The organism is Marinomonas posidonica, from assembly GCF_043643765.1.
In the GTDB taxonomy this organism is placed as follows: domain Bacteria; phylum Pseudomonadota; class Gammaproteobacteria; order Pseudomonadales; family Marinomonadaceae; genus Marinomonas; species Marinomonas posidonica_A.
Genome location: NZ_JBHZSP010000008.1, coordinates 45,470 through 62,537 on the forward strand (window position 1 = coordinate 45,470; position 17,068 = coordinate 62,537).

A 17,068-nucleotide genomic window follows, 5' to 3' on the forward strand; every position below is an offset into this window, starting at 1 on the left:
ATGAAAATAGGCATTCTAGCTGCGGGTATCACCCCAGACAGTTTACAAGCGGAATACCCTTCATACGCACAAATGTTTGCCGATCAAATTGGTAGCATTAACCCTGAACTGGAATTTGAGATTTTTGATGTCCGCTTAAATGCGTTTCCTGAACATCATCAAGTATGTGACGCTTGGCTGGTCACAGGTTCAAAAGCCGATGCTTATGCAGACGATGAATGGATACTCAAATTATGCGATTTTATCCGCGATATTGATCAGCAAGGTCAGGTATTGGTCGGTATTTGCTTCGGCCATCAGGTGATTGCGCGAGCACTGGGCGGTAAAGTAGAAAAATATTCCGGCGGTTGGGGAGTTGGTGTCCATCATTATCAATTGTCCGAATCCTTTGCTATTCCTCGATTAAACGCCACACAAGACATTGCTATTTGTGCCTTTCACCAAGATCAGGTCATTGAAAAGCCGAGTAAAATGCATACCTTTCTCAGTTCGGCGTTCTGTCAACATGCCGGTCTCATTTATAAAGATCGCATACTGACATTCCAAGCACACCCTGAATTTTCCAAAGCCTATGAAACAGAACTGGTTAAACTCTATGACGGTGTCACGCTAACACCTGATGTGGTTGCTAAAGCTCACCAAAGCATTGCTGAGGACAAGATTCAAAACCAGCCTCTAATGCAGTGGATAACGGATTTTCTTAAAACAGGCTCATCCGCGGCATAAGATCTCGCTTAAAAGCAGTGAAAAAGCTCACTAGTGATCATACTATCAGCTTTTTCACTGACTCAGGTTCAATATTGACTTAATCTGAGATAGGATAGTTTTTTATGGATAGAATTTACCGCGATGAAAACCATTGTCTATTCTCTATTGTGCGTTTTCAGTAGTATTGCACTCAGTGCAGAGCTTTCTCCTTACGCCTCTACATTACCCTTACCAGATTTCCCTGAGGAATATATTCTGGAAGTTCAGGGCAAACGATATCAATACAAAGATTTATTGAAGTTCCCCCTTTACCATGCTGAATTCTCAACCATCTGGCGAGCTTCTGGGGATTTCATCGGACCAAAATTGCAGGATATTTTACAGGACGCCGGTTTGACCGATTTTGAACAAGTCTACCTTGAAGCCGATGACGACTACGCCGTGATTATGAAGCATGATGCTCCAGGCTTAAATCACGCCATGCTGGCAATTTCGTTAAATGGTAAGCCGCTGAAAATTAATGATAAAGGTCCATTTTGGTTAGTTTGGCCAAGTCGAGAAGAAACACTAAAACTGGGTATGAATGAAGGTGATCTTTGGGTCTGGAGCCTTCGCCAAATAGTAAAGGTCAAATAAGTGCAATTACTAAAATCCAATCCCATCAAGGTGGTTATGATACCGATGATCCTAATAGCCTTGGTGTTTTTAACCATTGGTTTATGGCGCTTCCAACAGGACATTAAAGACATACACAGACACATTGGTATTACGCCTCATGAAATCCGCTACCAACTTCAACAAACAAATCTACAAGTGGCTTTGATTAATCAAGAAATTAATTTTATTAGGCAATATCAAATTCAAAATGATAAGCAAAATTTAATTAACCGAGCCGAACAACTAAAATCTCGTATTGAGAATATTCGTGTCGTTTGGGGAACACTCAAGTCAGATCTTGATAAAGCGGATCTACAAAAAGAATTAAACACCTTCGAAAACCACTTGGACACACTGATTCAATTACTCATAACAGGCAATCTTAGTTCTTCTGAACATATCAAAAAGATATTTTTCGAATTACGACAAGTAAAAGTTTTCAGTGCTGCTATGTACAGCCATGGTAGTGCTTTTATCCGTGAACACACCGATAGATACGTTAAAAAACTGTCTAAAATAAGCATGGCAATCAACACGTTAATTCTCGTTTTCATTATGTTATTAGCGGTGCTCTCCTACGCCCTTATGCTGATTTTCAAACAAAAAAATGATCTCAATAAACTCTCTATCGAAGATCCTTTAACAGGCTTATACAATCGTCGCCAATTCAACCTTCATCTGGCTCATGATATTAGTGAATACAAAGCGCAACAGAGCCCTCTTTCACTGATAATTTTCGACATTGACTACTTCAAACTGTTTAACGACCACCTAGGTCACATTGCTGGAGACCATGCACTACAGCGTATTTCTGAACATCTAAAATCCCTAAAAAAAACAAACACAAACATTGAATTCTACCGCGTGGGTGGTGAAGAATTTGCTTGTCTTTGCCATGAGCAAAAGCACACCAAAACTCAAGAGATCGCCGAGCAGATTCGCACCTCTATCGAAGCACTTAATATCAAACACTCGATGAGTAAAGTCGCCGACAACCTCACTATATCCATTGGCATTGCTTCCGCCGAATCACTCGAAGAATTAAACTCTGACAGTATTTATTCAATGGCAGACCAAGCCTTGTATGAGGCTAAAAAGCGTGGCCGCAATCAGGTTTACTGCCATCAAAGAGAACCCTAAACTCGTCTTGACGAATGAGTTGATTAAACCGAAACACCAAAAAGGGCATCAACAGATGCCCTTTTTTTCTCTAAAAACACAAGAATATTAAATTGTACCGCCTAAAGACCCTTCTAATTGCGCCAGCTCTTGGCCACCCGCCATCAAATCTTGCAACTCATCTGAGGTGATTTCACCGCGCGCGGCGGTTCCTAAAGTCTGGCCTCGATTCAGCACCGTAAAGCGATCCCCCACAGCCAAGGCATGTCTTACGTTGTGACTAATAAAGACCACACCTACGCCTTGATCACGCACTTTGTCTATGGTCGCCAACACATTTGAGGTTTGACGCACCCCTAGTGCAGAAGTCGGTTCATCGAGGATCAATACCTTAGCACCAAAATATACGGCACGGGCGATGGCAACGGTTTGACGCTCACCACCAGATAAGGTTCCAACGGCTTGATCTGCACTGCGCAGATTAATGCCCATTTTTTTCATTTCTGTCATGGTGATTTCGTCAGCATGCTCGGTATCAAATCGCTTCCAAAGAAACTTGCCTTTCGTTGGCTCGCGTCCCATGAAGAAGTTACGTGCGACCGACATAAGCGGAATCATCGCTAGATCTTGATACACACAGGCAATACCCGCTGCCATCGCATCACGAGGGCTACCGAATTGTACTGGTTTGCCACCCATGTAGATTTGCCCTTGGCTAGGGCGGTAAACACCTGACATGGTTTTAATAAAGGTCGATTTACCGGCACCGTTATCGCCTAATAAACAATGGCATTCGCCTGGTTTAACATCAAAACTAACACCATTTAACGCAATGACATTACCAAAGTGCTTTTCAATGTTATCCATATGAAGAATTGATTCAGACATATTAGCGCTCCCCTGTCACACGTTTACGAATAGCGTTATTGAAAATAACCGCCAACAACAACATTGACCCTAGGAATACTTGGAACCAATCTTGGTCGATATTGGTATAAGTCAAACCAATCACCACCATACCGAAGATAATAGAGCCAAAGAAGGCACCAATTGCCGAACCGTAACCACCTGTTAATAAGCAGCCACCAATTACCGCGGCAATAATGGCTTCAAACTCTTTCATAAAGCCACGACGAGCATCCGTACTACCTGCATCCAGTACTTGAGTAATAGCCAGCAATGCTGCACAAGAAGCCGTTAACATAAACAAAGCAATTTTTACTTTGCGAACTGGCACACCAGAGTTAGAGGCAGCCGTTTTGTCACCACCTGCCGCAAAGATCCAGTTACCAGCAGGGGTTTTAAGCAGAACGTACGTTGCCACACCAGCTAATACAAGGAACCAAATAATCTCTACAGGTATACCTGGTACTTTTGGCAAACCACTGCGGAACGTGTCGATCCAACCCATTGAAGCCGCCCATTGGAAGAAACCTTGAAAGGCATCGCCACTAAAGAAAGGCGCTAATGGGTCACCCGCCACCGCATCACGCACACCACGAAGTTGAGTCGAGCCGCCTGTCGCTGCTTTTAAGCCGACCAACGACAAACCACGTAGAATAAATAGAAAGGCCAATGTCACGATAAAAGATGGCAAGCCAGTTCGAAGAACGATTTGTCCATTCACCGCGCCGACACCAGCGCAGAAAACTAAAGTAATTGGAATGGCTAAAATCAACGGTAAGTCAAAATTGACCACACAAAAACCGAAAACCAAACCTGCAAATGCCACCATAGAACCGATAGAAAGGTCGAACTCACCACCTATCATCAGTAAGGCGGCAGCAATAGCCAAGATACCTAATTGAGCTGCTGGCGATAGAATGTTCATGATCCCAGATAAGGTGAACATAGAGCCATCAGCAGTAAACATAAAAAAGATTGCAACAAGTAAGGCTCCCGCCACGGCACCAAGCTCAGGTCGTTTCATTAGACGAGCTACGCGGCTTTCTTCCTTCAATCGTTCATCAACTGTCGAGTCATTCTCTAGTGACATAAATCCTCCGGAACGCATTCAGTAAAACTGAAACGGAATACATTAGGGTGTGAAATAGGAAGGCCATCAGGCCTTCCTGATCTTTGTAGAAGTATTAACGAATACCTTTCGCTGATAGGTCGATTACTTGTGCGGCTTTATCCGCTGTAATCAAGTTTGGACCAGAAGGCACGTTACCACCTGGCATTAAGCCGTAGTCCGCGTTAAGTGCTAAGAAATCAACCGCCATATAACCTTGCAAGAATTGTTGCTGGTCAATCGCAAAGGTTGCATCACCATCCACAATGGCTTTTAAGAAGTCTGCTGAAAGATCAAAAGAAGCCACTCTCACATCACCAGATAGACCAAGAGACTTAACAGCAGCAACCGTAGGCTCGCCAGCAGTGGAAGCACCCAATGCCATGATAGTGTCTACGTCTGGATTAGAATCCAATGCAGCACGAACTTTAGACTCGATTTCGGAAGGATCATTAGTCGTTGGAAGAATGGCCACATTACCACCAAAACCTTCTGTGAAACCAGCACAGCGTTGGTCTAGAGAGACGTTACCCACTTCTTGGTTAACACAAATGCCTTTTTTACCGCCCATTGCTTTAAGCTTTTCGCCCGCGGCTTTACCTGCATCGTACTCTTCTTGACCGATGTGTAGTAAAGCACCAAGAGATTTGGAAACATCTGAACCTGCATTAATGGAAATGACAGGAATACCCGCGTTTACTGCACGACGAATAGAGGGTCCTAACGCGTCAGCATCAGGGATAGACACCACCAAACCGTCTGGTTCTTGGTTCACTGCTGCATCAATTAACTGCGCCATAGCGACCATATCAAAGGTCTCTGGGGCACGGTAATCAACGTCTGCACCAGTGTGCTTTGCGGCCATTTCAACACCGTTTTTCACCACAGACCAGAACGGATCGTTCGCTTGTCCATGTGAAACCACAATAATGCTGGCTGATAAAGCGATACTGGAACATAACCCAGCTGAAGTAGCCAATAGACCTTTTATTATTTTTTTCATTCTCTAGCTCCTCTTAGGATAGAAGTTGGACGGCAAATGGAATTCACCGTTAACCTTGGTAGTCACACCAAAAGTTAATAACTAGTTTAGCCAACTAAGAAAAAAATGCCATAGAAAATAGAACAAAAATTGCAAAAAAATAAAAAAATAGAATAATTGATCCAAATTTCAGATATTTAGCTGACCAATTAACAACTTCAGCATTTTGCTTAACACACCAAAAAATTAAATGTTTTTTAATTAAATCAATATCTTAAAGAATAAAAAAAGACCAAACGGTCAAATAAAAAACTTTTCAAGACAGCCGATTACCATGATAAAAATAATGAAATATGAAATGAAACGAGAGGCAGCCCCCCCTGTCTAAACCGCTATTTTGGCAAAGTTTTGCACAAAAAAGTGTCATTTTCGATAGTTGAAACAAGTGTTTTATTAGACTGAAATAGGCGTATTACAGACACACATGGTCAACTTGTCCAGACAGCAAAAAAGAAGGAAGATCAATCGAGCACAATGAGCGCTCGATGCTTGATTATTTTACTTTTTGAAAGGTGAAGTTGAATGTAATTGCGGATGAATTCGACCTAAGTGAAGCAAACTTGTTAGCTTAATGGCCGGCTTAATCAAGAGTTGAGCACTGCCCAAAATAAACAACCAAGTCCCATCTTCCACCAAAGCATCGCTTAAAAAGAAAAAGCTGCCAATGAGAAACCAAATACCGATCAATAAATCATTCAATGCGCCTACTGCTTCGTAACGACGCTGCACAATAAGGTGCTTATGACCCAATGAAATATCAAGTGGATTGATTGAATTCGTGTTAGACATAGTCTGCTAAATACCTTGTGTCATCGTTTAAATTTGCGGTGGGTCGCTATCCCTGCAAAACCCTCTTCATCAATCTAGGTTCACCCCACCAGCGCTTTTCACACTGGTGGTATGAACAAACATTGTATCAAGATCAAAACAGATTCTCAGAAAAAGCCGATCCAACCGACCAAAACATTGGCCTGTACCTTTTGGTCAATTGAATCCATCAGATAACTCTATTGATTAGGTTTAAACGCTTCTTCAATGGATAATAAAGGCACTCGGGGAGACAGACCGTTCAATGCAATCTTATGGATCATCTCATCAACCGTCGTGCAACATTCTGAAATCACGGCCACTTCATAGGATTCAGCCGATTTGGAAATGGCAGTATGAGTGACACAATTTTGCGTCATCATGCCACAAATCAATAAGGAATCGACCGTCAACTCTTCTAAGACCAACGCTAAGTCCGTTTGCTCAAAACTATCAGCAAATTGTTTCACGACTAAGTGCGATGAAGCCGCGATATCCTTCAAGGCTGAATGAAGTTGCACCCCTTTTGTTCCTTTATTAAAAAAAGGCGCTGTGCCGTTTTCCGCATTGGCCACATGCTGAATAAAGATGACTGGCATCTTCTGTTGTTGCGCGTTCGAAATCGCTTTTTGAACCTTTTTCAGAGTCTCATTTGCATGCCATAGAGGGTAATTCCCACCTGGGAAATAATCATTTTGTAGATCAATAACCAATAATGCAGTGTTCGCCATCATACGTCTCCAGTCGTGTCTAAAAGAGACAAGAGTATGGCAAAATAGTCTGTTTTCACTTAGAGTCAAAAATGACACTTTCGAGGCAAAAAAAGACAACCCCAATATGAGACACATCCAAATCGGCATTTGCCAACACTCAGTAGCACTAAAATCAGCAGTGTATGGATTAGAAGAATTATTCCTACTCGCAAACCGAATTTGTGAAGCCCATCAACTCAATACAAGGTTTTCACCCAGTCTAGTCACAGACCAAAAGACAGATGAAAAAGCCTATGACATCATTATCTTACCACCTTGTATGGCAGACCAAAGCGAGCCGACGGATGAACACTTAATCCATTGGTTAGTTCATCAACACCAACAAGGTAGCATTCTGGCCTCAGTCTGCGTTGGCGCATTCACCTTGGCCGCAACCGGTTTACTAGGTCATCGCACCGTCACTACACACTGGTCATTTGAAGACACTTTCCGCCAACAATTCCCTAATCAACCGATAGATGTCCAGCAGATCTTAATTGATCATGGCGACATCATTAGCGCTGGCGGCGTCATGTCATGGTTGGATTTAGGGCTGGAACTGATTACCAAATACTCATCGCCCTTTGTTCGCAGACAAATAGGCAAAACACTTGTCATCGACACCATGTCTCGAGAACAAAGCTTCTATCAACAATTCTCGCCCTCTTTTAGTCATGGTGATCAAGTGGTGATCCAAGCACAACAATGGCTTGCTCTCCATTACTCAGAAGACGCATCGATAAAAGCCCTAGCACAACATACCAACTTAACAGAACGCACCTTGCTGCGCCGTTTTGTCAAAGCAACTCGACTCACTCCAAACCAATATCTACAACGATTCCGTATCCAAATGGCTTGCAATCTACTTGAAAGTACCCGCCAACCCTTTGAATCCATTGCTTATCAAGTCGGCTACCTAGACAGCAGTGCCTGTCGTAAAGTGTTTGTGAAAATTATGGGGTTAACACCCACCGAATACCGGAAAAGATTTTGATACGGCACATCTCGATGGATCCCCCCCCCTAGCTAACCTCGACTAGAATAATACTCATCCCATGCGCTGTTGAGCTTTGAGCCGTACACTCTTATCAAACTTTTCTACTGACCAATCTGCCGTTATCGCGTACAACATCAGTTTTGAAAAGTCTCAGAGGACAAGCCATTTAAAGGAGGATCTTGATCCAAATTAGTTGGGAAAGCATAGCCTTCTGCTGTTGCTTGAATCACCGCTTGAATCTCAGGCAAAGTTAACTGCTTGACATGCCAGACTGATAAGTTGCATAGACAAAAACCAAAAGCCTTCCTCCCCCCATCTAAAGTTCAAGTCATTACGCAGTTTAACTTAAGGTAAAACGTCTTCTAGAGAAAAGCGTATTTAAATCTTTTATAAAAGCGCTAAATCACTCTTTACCGGCAAACGCTAGATTGACGACTCCACTATACAGAAGCGCCTTAAAAGATTAGGCATTAAAGTGCCCTTGTTGCGCTCCCTACTTAAACAAAATAATAGGCTAAAAGCGCACCACAAAAGGCCATAAAAATGGTCTCACTTACCAATAGAACGAGAGGGGCCATACCCACTTCTTTGAGCTTATTAAGCTGTGTACGCATGCCAATGGCGGCAATAGCAAACACCAAACTCCAAACTCCAGCGAGATAAATCCGCCAAAACATTCACCATCAGCGCAGGAAGCCAGTTCATCGTATTCATGACAACCAGAGCAATAAAAACAAGTAAAAATGGTGGAATAGGGAACCTCATTGCAGCCCCCTGCCCTTTGTTTTTACGAGCCAACATAAGCGCTAAAACAAATACGATAGGAGCTAACATGGCCACACGAAACAATTTCACCACGGTAGCATTGTCCCCAGCATAGTCAGATACCCCGTAGCCAGCCCCCACTACTTGAGCCACATCATGGATAGTGGCACCAAGGAAGAAGCCGGTTTGGCGTTCGTCTAATCCCAGCCAGTTGGCAAACATGGGATACTCTATCATGGCCGCGGTACTCATCGCGGTAATCCCGACGATGGTAAACACCACAGAGCGGTTGGTGTTTTGATTTTTCGGTAACACAGCAGCCACTGCCGCGGTAGCAGAAGCACCGCAAATGGCAACAGCACAACCCGCTAACAAGCCCATATTTTCCGGTAGTTTCAGCAGTAGACCTGCCAACACACCAGTCATAATCACGCTTAAAATCAAAGCCGCCGTCAGTAGGAGGGTCGGCCAGCCGAAGTCCGTTAATGAACAAATAGTGATACGAGCCCCAAGTAAGGCTACCCCAATGCGTAGTAATGATGTTGCGCTGAACTCTAGCCCTTGACCGGTTTTTTCCGAATCAGACATGAAGTTAAAACTCATTCCCAGTAGCAAAGCCATCAGCATAACCGGAGCACCATAGTGCTCACTTAGGAAGGCAGCAGACAGCCCCATGACCATGGCAAGCATGATTCCAGGAACATTAGGCGCAAGCGTTTTCACTGGGTTAAACATAACGTACCCATATCCGTTCATTCAGCAGTAAGAGAGGAAAGGGACGGAGAGTTCCGTCCCTTTGATAAGAATCACCCTTGGGCTTATTTCAAATCCGCGTCGTATTCCGCTTGGATTTTTTGTTCAGCGGCTTTCGCGGCGTCGTTAAGTCGCTTGTACCACTTTTCACCGTCTTGGATGTTTTCTTGGAACCAAGCGTAAACCGGTTCAGCGGCTTTAGCGAACTGCTGTTTCTCTGCTGGAGAAGGCACGTAAAGTTCACCGCCAGCTTCATTGAAGGCTTGGTATGCGGCAATAGACTTACGTTTTGGCGAAGCAAAAGTAGCTTGCTGCAAAGCAGAGAAGCCATCGACCACTACGCGACGTAAATCTTCAGGCATATCCATAAAGACCTCATTGTTCATGTACCACAAAGCTGACATATAAGCGTGGCCGTCTAGAGTCACGTGTTTTAAGCCTGCATCGGTAAACTTCATACCCATGATGTCAGTGATGCCGTTTTTAGAGCCTTCTACCACGCCGGTTTGCAACGACGTAAACAAGTCCCCCCATGGAATCGGCGTTGGACTCGCGCCTAACGAACGCACCAACTCCTGTGGAAGATCAGACACTACGGTACGAATTTTCAGACCATCTAGGTCTTCAGGTGTTTTTACCGTTCGCTGAGTGTTAGCAAAGTTACGCCAACCACCTGTGTTACCTATGGTCATCAAGCGAACCGTGTCTCCTGAGTCTGCTAAGATTTGCTCACGTAGCTGACGAGTGAAATCCCCAGTGAAGACTTCTTCGGCAACACGGTCATCACGCAATACATAAGGCAAATCCAGCACTTGGACATATGGATACATGGCTGAAGCACCGCCTGAGGTGGAAATATAAATGTCCACTGAACCGTACTCAACCGCTTCAAGACACTCAACACCATTGCCACAAAGCTGGGTTCCCATGAAAATATCCACGGCGATTTTGCCGTTTGAATGGGATTCTACAAAGTCCTTAAAGACCACTAAGCCATCATAGTCTTCATCGTTCTCGTTGGAGTTTGCTACGGCGCGCAGATTAAAATCCGCTGCTTGTGCCAAGCCACTTAACATGACTCCAGCACTGATTAACGTCGCGGCAATTACACTATTTATTTTTGTTTTCGTGAACATGTAACAGTCCTCTTTAATGGTTTTGCTTTGCGTTTGCACCTATCCAGCCACCAGCCCGAGCATGCGCGGTAAGGTCATGGATAGAGATGGGAAAAAGGTCACCAAGAAGATCACTAAGACCTCCACAGCTAAGAAGGGCAAGATCGCCTTGGAAATGGTTTCGATGCGCTCGCCAGACACACTGGACGCCACGAACAAGACTAATCCCATGGGCGGTGTCGCCAGCCCTACGGTCAAGTTAACACTCATGATGATGGCGAAATGTACTGGGTCGATGCCTAAGTTGATAAAAATGGGTCCTAAGATTGGCCCTAAGATAATAATAGCTGGGCCTGCATCTAAGAACATACCCACCAAAAATAACAGTAAGTTAATCAAGAACAGCAGCATCAATGGATTCTCACTGATGGTCAGTACCCAGTCAGCCAAGATTTCAGCACTGTGGGACAAACTCACCACTGTCTTAAACGCAATGGCGGAGCCAACCAACAAGAGCACCACCGCCGAAGCTTGTGCGCCCTTGATGAAAATGTCTGGCAGATCTCTCAATTTAACGGTTTTCATCACCCAAACACTGATGATCAAGGCATAAGCGGTTGCAATGGCAGAGGCTTCGGTTGGCGTAAAAATCCCCCCTATGATGCCTCCCAAGATGATCACAGGGGCAAACAGCGGAAAAATAGCATTACGCGTCGCTGTGCCGCGCTGCTGCCAAGTGGATTTAGGGCCAGCCACAGGGAAATCATATTTCTTCGCCATCAGCGCGATCATGATCATCAAACCGCCACCAACCATGATGCCCGGCACGATACCCGCCGCAAACAAAGCGGCTACAGACACTTCCATGGTATAAGCGTAAATAATCATAATGCCAGATGGCGGAATGATGGGGCCAATGACAGAAGACGCCGCGGTAATCGCAGCAGCGAACTTACGGCTGTAGCCATTCTTCTCCATGGCAGGAATCATCATGGAGCCAATAGCGGAGGTATCCGCCACAGCTGAACCTGATAGGCCTGCAAACAACATACTGGAAAGCACATTTACATGAGCCAAACCACCACGCACATGACCGATAAACGCTTGTGAGAACTGCACTAAATTCATGGTGATGCCACCACGGTTCATTAGCTCACCGGCCAACATGAAGAATGGAATGGCCATCAAAGGAAAGGAATCAATGCCGTTATAAATATTTCTGAATAGCAAAGAAATGTCTCGCTCCATGCCCGTCACATAAAGCATGGCACCGGGTGCTGCCAACATGGCGAAAAACACCGGCATACCGATCAACAGCAAGATTAAAAATAAAGGTAAAAACAGAGCTAACATAATGTGCGTCTCTTGTTATTATTGTTCTAAATAAGCGCCGTCAAACTGCGACCTGACTATTCGGCGGGGGCATCCGCACGAACTTCCGTGGGCAGGGCAAAATGCTTATGGCCGAGCAAGCAGCCAATTTCCCGCAGACATAACTCGATGTTTGCCAACAACATGGTGAAAAAACACACTGGCATTGCGAGGTAAATCCACGCCCGAGAAATATGAATCGACGCCGCTCGAGAACGGAAACCTCGATCAAAGAAATCGATACCCAAAAAAGTTAATTTCACCAGCACGGCCCCTGCGACCAGCAACAAGATCAATTTCAGTACACTTGACGCTCGTTCAGGTAACGCGCTTAAGAACATATCAATAGCAACGAATGAACCACGTCGGTAAGCTTCCCCAGCCACCACGGCCATCATCCAAATCATCAAAGCACGCGCCGCTTCTTCTGGCCACGGCAGGGCATTGCCCAGCACATAACGACAGAAGACTTGCAGCAAAATCACACTGATCATCAATGTCACCAACACCCAAGCGATGTTTCGCCCGATGCGGTTGAGCAGCATATTGATGGCGGTAAAGCAGGACACCAGCATTCTAAGAATGGCCATGTGTTACTCCCTCAAAAACCTATTGTTATTATTATCGTCTATTATCGTTTAAGGGACTTCATGTCCGGCTGCCGCGGTCCAAAGTTCAAACCAAGTTTCGCGGTCAATTTGAATATCTAAGATATTTGAAAGATCTTTGATACGCTCAGGATTATTGGTTCCTACTACAGGCAAGATGTTAGCTGGATGCGCTAATAACCAAGCTAGAGCCACATGATCAGAAGATGCCCCCTGCTCTTTTGCCAAACGTTCAAACAAAGGTGCCAAACGGCGAGTTTCTGGCGTATCAGCAAACAAGGCACCGCCCCCTAAAGGCGACCATGCCATAGGCGTAAGTTGATCTAACTGCATGGCACTCAAGCTACCATTGGTAAAAGCATCTCGCTGCAGTAGGCTTAATTCCACTTGGTTAACCACCAGCGGATGACGCATATTGGCTTGCAGTAAACGCCAATCCCAAACGTCAAAGTTAGACACGCCCACCGCGCGAACTTTACCGCTATCAATTAAAGCATCTAACGCCGCGCCAGTTTCGGCGGCATTCATCAGAGGATCAGGACGGTGAATCAATAATAAGTCTAGATAGTCGGTGTGAAGATTGTTAAGGCTCTGTTCAACACTGGCTGTCACGTATTCAGCACTGGTGTCGTAGAACTTCACTCGGCGATCAGGGAATTTTTCTGACATCAGGGCAATGTCACATTTTGAAATAAGCTGCATTTTAGAACGCAAGCTAGGGTCTTGGGCTAAGGCTTGACCGAATAGTTTTTCACATTCGTAATCGCCATAGATATCTGCGTGGTCGAAGGTAGTAATGCCTTGCGAAAGGCATAGGTCAATCTTCTGTCTGACATGGGCGAGGGACACATCACTAGCGTCTGCTAAACGCCAAACACCGTACACTAAACGGCTAAACTCAAGGTCAGATTTGCCAATTTGAACCATTCGCATTGTTTTTCTCTCCGAATTTTGAGCGCTACTGGCTGCCATAGGACGCTCAGAATTTTTGTTTTTATTTTGTGCTCCTCGTTTTTCAGCCAGTCAAAGCCGCTGCCATTACGAGAGGTTGTATATTTACACTAACAGTGTATTCTTGTGATGTAAATCAATAGTGAATGAATTTTCTCAAATATTTCTTCCCTCTTTCCGAACCTTGCTTGGCTTGGTGAGCGCATACTCTGCGAAGTCAGTCAGTTAGAGCATTTTAGCTACTTACATTTGCTCGTTTGACTTGTAAGATAAGGATACACATTGCGCAGGATTAGGTGAAAAAGTGGAAAAGAAAAATAACACTAAACAGTTACCGCTCTATATCCAAATTAGCGAATTATTGAATCGCGAGATTGCAGCGGGACATTGGTTACCGGGCGACCGACTGCCTATCGAAGCCGAGCTTGCTGCCAAATTAGGCGTGGCCATAGGCACCCTTCGTAAGGCATTAAAGAAGCTTGAAGAAGATGGTTTTTTAGAGCGTCGCCAAGGCTCAGGCAACTATGTTAAACGCGCGCCTGGCGGTCGTGCTATTTATCAGTTTTTCCACCTAGAAACCTTAGCAGGTGGTGGTGTGCCAACGGCTGATATTTTGTCTATCACAGTTGATGAGGATGAGTTTGTAAAACGCCAGTTAAATGTCGAAGCAGATGGCAAGCTTTGGTGTATCAAACGCGCTCGTTATCTCAATCGTGAACTGGTCGCTATGGAACAGATTTGGTTTAAACATGCTCATGCACCAAGTCTCAAACCCAAAGATTTGCACGAATCACTTTATCTTCACTATCGGGATCACTTTTCCTTTTGGATCAGCCGAGTGGAAGACGAAGTGGATTGTGCCCCCGCACCTAAGTGGGTGACGGATAATCTGGAGCTGGCTCCAGAAACAACCATGCCAAAGGTGCATCGTAGAAGTTGGTCAAACGAAGGCGTTATCGAAGAGTTTTCGTTTACGTGGTACAACCCGACCAAATGTCGTTACGTTGCTCGGTGGCACTAACATTTAATAAAAACAAGAGGTTAGAAAAAATGGGCAAGTCGGTTCGATATGGCATCCTAGGCTGTGGCATGATGGGGCAAGAACACCTCAGAAACTTAGCCTTGATCGATGGCGCTCAGGTGGTCGCGATCACCGAACCCAATCAAGACATGCAAAAACGCTGCGCAGAGCTCGTACCTGATGCGGAGTTTTTCAACAATCTGGATGACATGCTTAACGCTGACCTCAGTCTCGAAGCCCTTGTCATTGCCACCCCCAATTACCAACACGCCGATCAATTACTTGAGCTATTTGAGCGTACCACTCTGCCTATCTTGGTAGAAAAACCCGTAGTCAGTGATATTAGCCAAGTGGCTAAAATTCGCGATGCCGCAGCCAAGCACTCTGCTCCTGTATGGGTTGCAATGGAGTACCGCTACATGCCTCCGGTCGCTCAGTTTCGTAAACAGCTTTTAGCGGGTGATATTGGCGCCCTAAAAATGCTTAACATTCGTGAGCACCGTTTCCCATTTCTAGAAAAGGTGAATGATTGGAACCGTTTTAATCGCCAAACCGGTGGCACTTTAGTCGAAAAATGCTGTCACTTTTTTGACCTGATGCGCCTATTAATGCAAGGGGAAGTAAAACGCGTTTACGCCTCCACTGGGCAAGATTGCAACCATATGGAAGAGCGTTATAACGGAGAAGTACCAGACATCATCGACAATGCTTTTGTCCTAGTGGACTTTGAAAATGGCCAACGCGCTTGCTTGGATCTCAACATGTTTGCAGAAGGCTCCCGTTATCAAGAAGAAATCTGCGCCATTGGCCCGCAAGCCAAACTGGAATGTTTCGTGCCTGGCCCAGGACGCTTCTGGCCAACAGACTCCCTAGGCGCAGCCCCAATTCCGAAAGTGGTTCTTAGCCCACGTGATCCAAAAGGCCCAATCGAATCAGATATCCCAGTAGATCCGACGTTACTCGATGCAGGCGATCATAATGGCTCTACTTTCTACCAACACCTAGGCTTCTTCAAAGCCATCACAGAAAAGGCGCCAGTAGACGTCACGATAGAAGATGGTTTGAAAGCTGTCGTGATAGGTTTAGCCGCTCAGCACTCGGCACAAACCGGTCAAGCAGTCACCATCACAGATTCCGGTTACGCTTTCGCGTAAATTAATTTCACAAAACAAAATCAAGTAAATCAATAAGTAATGAGTTATTAAGGCGTTTCATAAAGAAAATTCATTTACTATTGATTTACTTTTAAAGCTCATATGATTAGAGTGAATTAAATTCATTCACTATTGATACACATCAATATAGGAATCTATGACAACACCATAACCTAAATCGGGAGTAGATATGAGTGTGGTAATTTCCAAACTAGAAGAACAAAAACAAGTAAATGGGTTGGATTTTCCATTGCTAGTAACGCCTCACAATGCAGACGTTCAAAGCAATAAAACGACGTTTTTCAACTGGGTTGAAGACAACAAAGCTGAGCTGCATGACTTATTAATTAAACACGGCGCGGTACTATTCCGTGGATTTCCAGTCGAAAACTCCAACGAATTCGAGAAGATGCTCGATCAAACAAACTACCAGAACATGCCTTACGTAGGTGGCGCTGCGCCCCGTGCTCAGGTTACCGCATCGCGCATAGTGACTGCCAACGAGTCGCCTGCATCAGAGACAATTCCTTTTCACCACGAAATGGCGCAAGTACCAACGCCTCCAGGCTACATTTTCTTTTACTGTGAAACCTCAGCAGCAAAAGGCGGTGCGACGTCTATTCTGCACTCTGGCGAAATCTGCAAAAAGTTTTTTGAGATCGCGCCAGACTTTGCCAAAAAAGTCGAGGAACAAGGCGTGCGCTATGTTCGCGTGATGCCAGAAATCACTGACAATACGTCTGCCATCGGCCGCTCCTGGAAAGACACCTTCCACGTAACCACTCGCGAGGAAGCGGAAGAAAAAATGCGTGAAGCCGGTATGGATTGGCAATGGCTAGAAAACGGTGATGTGCGCACAGAAACACGCGTGTTGCCAGGCATTCGCTTTGATGACGAAACCCAGCAAAAAACCTTCTTTAACTCCATTGTGGCGGTATTCACCGGCTGGAACGATTCCCGCAATCAAGGAGAAAAAGCCGTCACCACAGCAGATGGTGAGCCAATGGACGCAGACGCGCTTGCACAGCTAGTTAAAGCCATGGACGAATTATGTGTGAACTTTAAATGGCAGTCAGGCGACGTACTATGGATCAATAACCATACGGTATTGCATGCTCGCCAACCGTTTGAAGGCGAACGCCGCATCTTGGCCTCTATCTCTTTTAAATAAGCGATTCTGTCTCAGTAAAGCGCAAATAAGTTATCTGAACGTCGGTCTTATCAAAGATAAAGG

At 44.9% G+C, this 17,068-nt stretch carries 17 protein-coding genes; 7 read left to right on the forward strand and 10 right to left on the reverse strand.

Going from position 1 to position 17,068, the window contains the following annotated elements; all coding sequences use genetic code 11:
* From ACHUFM_RS10430 to ACHUFM_RS10440, 3 genes are all read left to right on the forward strand, one after another.
* Positions 1 to 726, forward strand: coding sequence for a glutamine amidotransferase-related protein (locus ACHUFM_RS10430; RefSeq protein ID WP_394182107.1), 726 nt, complete (start codon positions 1 to 3; stop codon positions 724 to 726).
* A 123-nt stretch (positions 727 to 849) separates the two neighbouring features.
* The gene (locus ACHUFM_RS10435; protein ID WP_394182109.1) at positions 850 to 1,344 is read left to right on the forward strand and encodes a hypothetical protein; all 495 of its coding nucleotides are present in this window, start codon (positions 850 to 852) and stop codon (positions 1,342 to 1,344) included.
* Positions 1,345 to 2,505 (forward strand): GGDEF domain-containing protein, encoded by a 1,161-nt coding sequence (locus ACHUFM_RS10440; protein ID WP_394182111.1) that lies wholly within the window; start codon positions 1,345 to 1,347, stop codon positions 2,503 to 2,505.
* Between the two features lie 87 nt (positions 2,506 to 2,592).
* Here the strand turns inward: ACHUFM_RS10440 and ACHUFM_RS10445 are convergent, their stop codons facing one another.
* From ACHUFM_RS10445 to ACHUFM_RS10465, 5 genes are all read right to left on the reverse strand, one after another.
* Positions 2,593 to 3,372 carry an ATP-binding cassette domain-containing protein gene (locus tag ACHUFM_RS10445; RefSeq protein WP_063332009.1) on the reverse strand — a complete coding sequence of 260 codons (780 nt, stop codon included), beginning with the start codon at positions 3,370 to 3,372 and terminating at the stop codon, positions 2,593 to 2,595.
* Position 3,373: 1 nt separating this feature from the next.
* A complete protein-coding gene (locus tag ACHUFM_RS10450; RefSeq protein ID WP_394182114.1) occupies positions 3,374 to 4,480 on the reverse strand; it encodes an ABC transporter permease in 1,107 nt (368 codons plus the stop codon).
* Between the two features lie 94 nt (positions 4,481 to 4,574).
* Entirely contained in the window at positions 4,575 to 5,501 is a 927-nt protein-coding gene (locus ACHUFM_RS10455) for a sugar ABC transporter substrate-binding protein (RefSeq protein WP_394182115.1), read from the reverse strand.
* A 537-nt stretch (positions 5,502 to 6,038) separates the two neighbouring features.
* Positions 6,039 to 6,329: a YrhK family protein gene (locus ACHUFM_RS10460; protein WP_394182117.1), complete on the reverse strand. Its 291-nt coding sequence runs from the start codon at positions 6,327 to 6,329 to the stop codon at positions 6,039 to 6,041.
* Between the two features lie 218 nt (positions 6,330 to 6,547).
* On the reverse strand, positions 6,548 to 7,081 hold the full coding sequence (locus ACHUFM_RS10465) for a cysteine hydrolase family protein (protein WP_394182119.1): 534 nt from the start codon (positions 7,079 to 7,081) through the stop codon (positions 6,548 to 6,550).
* 103 nt (positions 7,082 to 7,184) lie between these two features.
* Between ACHUFM_RS10465 and ACHUFM_RS10470 the strand changes: the two genes are divergently transcribed.
* Positions 7,185 to 8,093, forward strand: coding sequence for a GlxA family transcriptional regulator (locus tag ACHUFM_RS10470; RefSeq protein ID WP_394182121.1), 909 nt, complete (start codon positions 7,185 to 7,187; stop codon positions 8,091 to 8,093).
* Between the two features lie 600 nt (positions 8,094 to 8,693).
* Here ACHUFM_RS10470 and ACHUFM_RS10475 read toward each other — a convergent pair.
* The 5 genes from ACHUFM_RS10475 to ACHUFM_RS10495 form a co-directional block, all read right to left on the reverse strand.
* The gene (locus ACHUFM_RS10475) at positions 8,694 to 9,596 is read right to left on the reverse strand and encodes a YeiH family protein (protein WP_394182123.1); all 903 of its coding nucleotides are present in this window, start codon (positions 9,594 to 9,596) and stop codon (positions 8,694 to 8,696) included.
* Between the two features lie 83 nt (positions 9,597 to 9,679).
* The gene (locus ACHUFM_RS10480; RefSeq protein ID WP_394182125.1) at positions 9,680 to 10,750 is read right to left on the reverse strand and encodes a TRAP transporter substrate-binding protein; all 1,071 of its coding nucleotides are present in this window, start codon (positions 10,748 to 10,750) and stop codon (positions 9,680 to 9,682) included.
* 39 nt (positions 10,751 to 10,789) lie between these two features.
* Positions 10,790 to 12,082 carry a TRAP transporter large permease gene (locus ACHUFM_RS10485; protein ID WP_394182126.1) on the reverse strand — a complete coding sequence of 431 codons (1,293 nt, stop codon included), beginning with the start codon at positions 12,080 to 12,082 and terminating at the stop codon, positions 10,790 to 10,792.
* A gap of 56 nt (positions 12,083 to 12,138) precedes the next feature.
* On the reverse strand, positions 12,139 to 12,690 hold the full coding sequence (locus tag ACHUFM_RS10490) for a TRAP transporter small permease (RefSeq protein ID WP_113874262.1): 552 nt from the start codon (positions 12,688 to 12,690) through the stop codon (positions 12,139 to 12,141).
* 48 nt (positions 12,691 to 12,738) lie between these two features.
* Positions 12,739 to 13,641 (reverse strand): aldo/keto reductase, encoded by a 903-nt coding sequence (locus tag ACHUFM_RS10495; RefSeq protein WP_394182129.1) that lies wholly within the window; start codon positions 13,639 to 13,641, stop codon positions 12,739 to 12,741.
* Positions 13,642 to 13,963: 322 nt separating this feature from the next.
* Here ACHUFM_RS10495 and ACHUFM_RS10500 point away from each other — a divergent pair, with 322 nt between their 5' ends.
* From ACHUFM_RS10500 to ACHUFM_RS10510, 3 genes are all read left to right on the forward strand, one after another.
* On the forward strand, positions 13,964 to 14,680 hold the full coding sequence (locus ACHUFM_RS10500) for a GntR family transcriptional regulator (RefSeq protein ID WP_394182131.1): 717 nt from the start codon (positions 13,964 to 13,966) through the stop codon (positions 14,678 to 14,680).
* Between the two features lie 29 nt (positions 14,681 to 14,709).
* Positions 14,710 to 15,834, forward strand: coding sequence for a Gfo/Idh/MocA family protein (locus ACHUFM_RS10505; RefSeq protein WP_394182133.1), 1,125 nt, complete (start codon positions 14,710 to 14,712; stop codon positions 15,832 to 15,834).
* A gap of 190 nt (positions 15,835 to 16,024) precedes the next feature.
* The gene (locus ACHUFM_RS10510; protein WP_394182135.1) at positions 16,025 to 17,005 is read left to right on the forward strand and encodes a TauD/TfdA family dioxygenase; all 981 of its coding nucleotides are present in this window, start codon (positions 16,025 to 16,027) and stop codon (positions 17,003 to 17,005) included.
* The last annotated feature ends 63 nt before the right edge of the window (positions 17,006 to 17,068 follow it).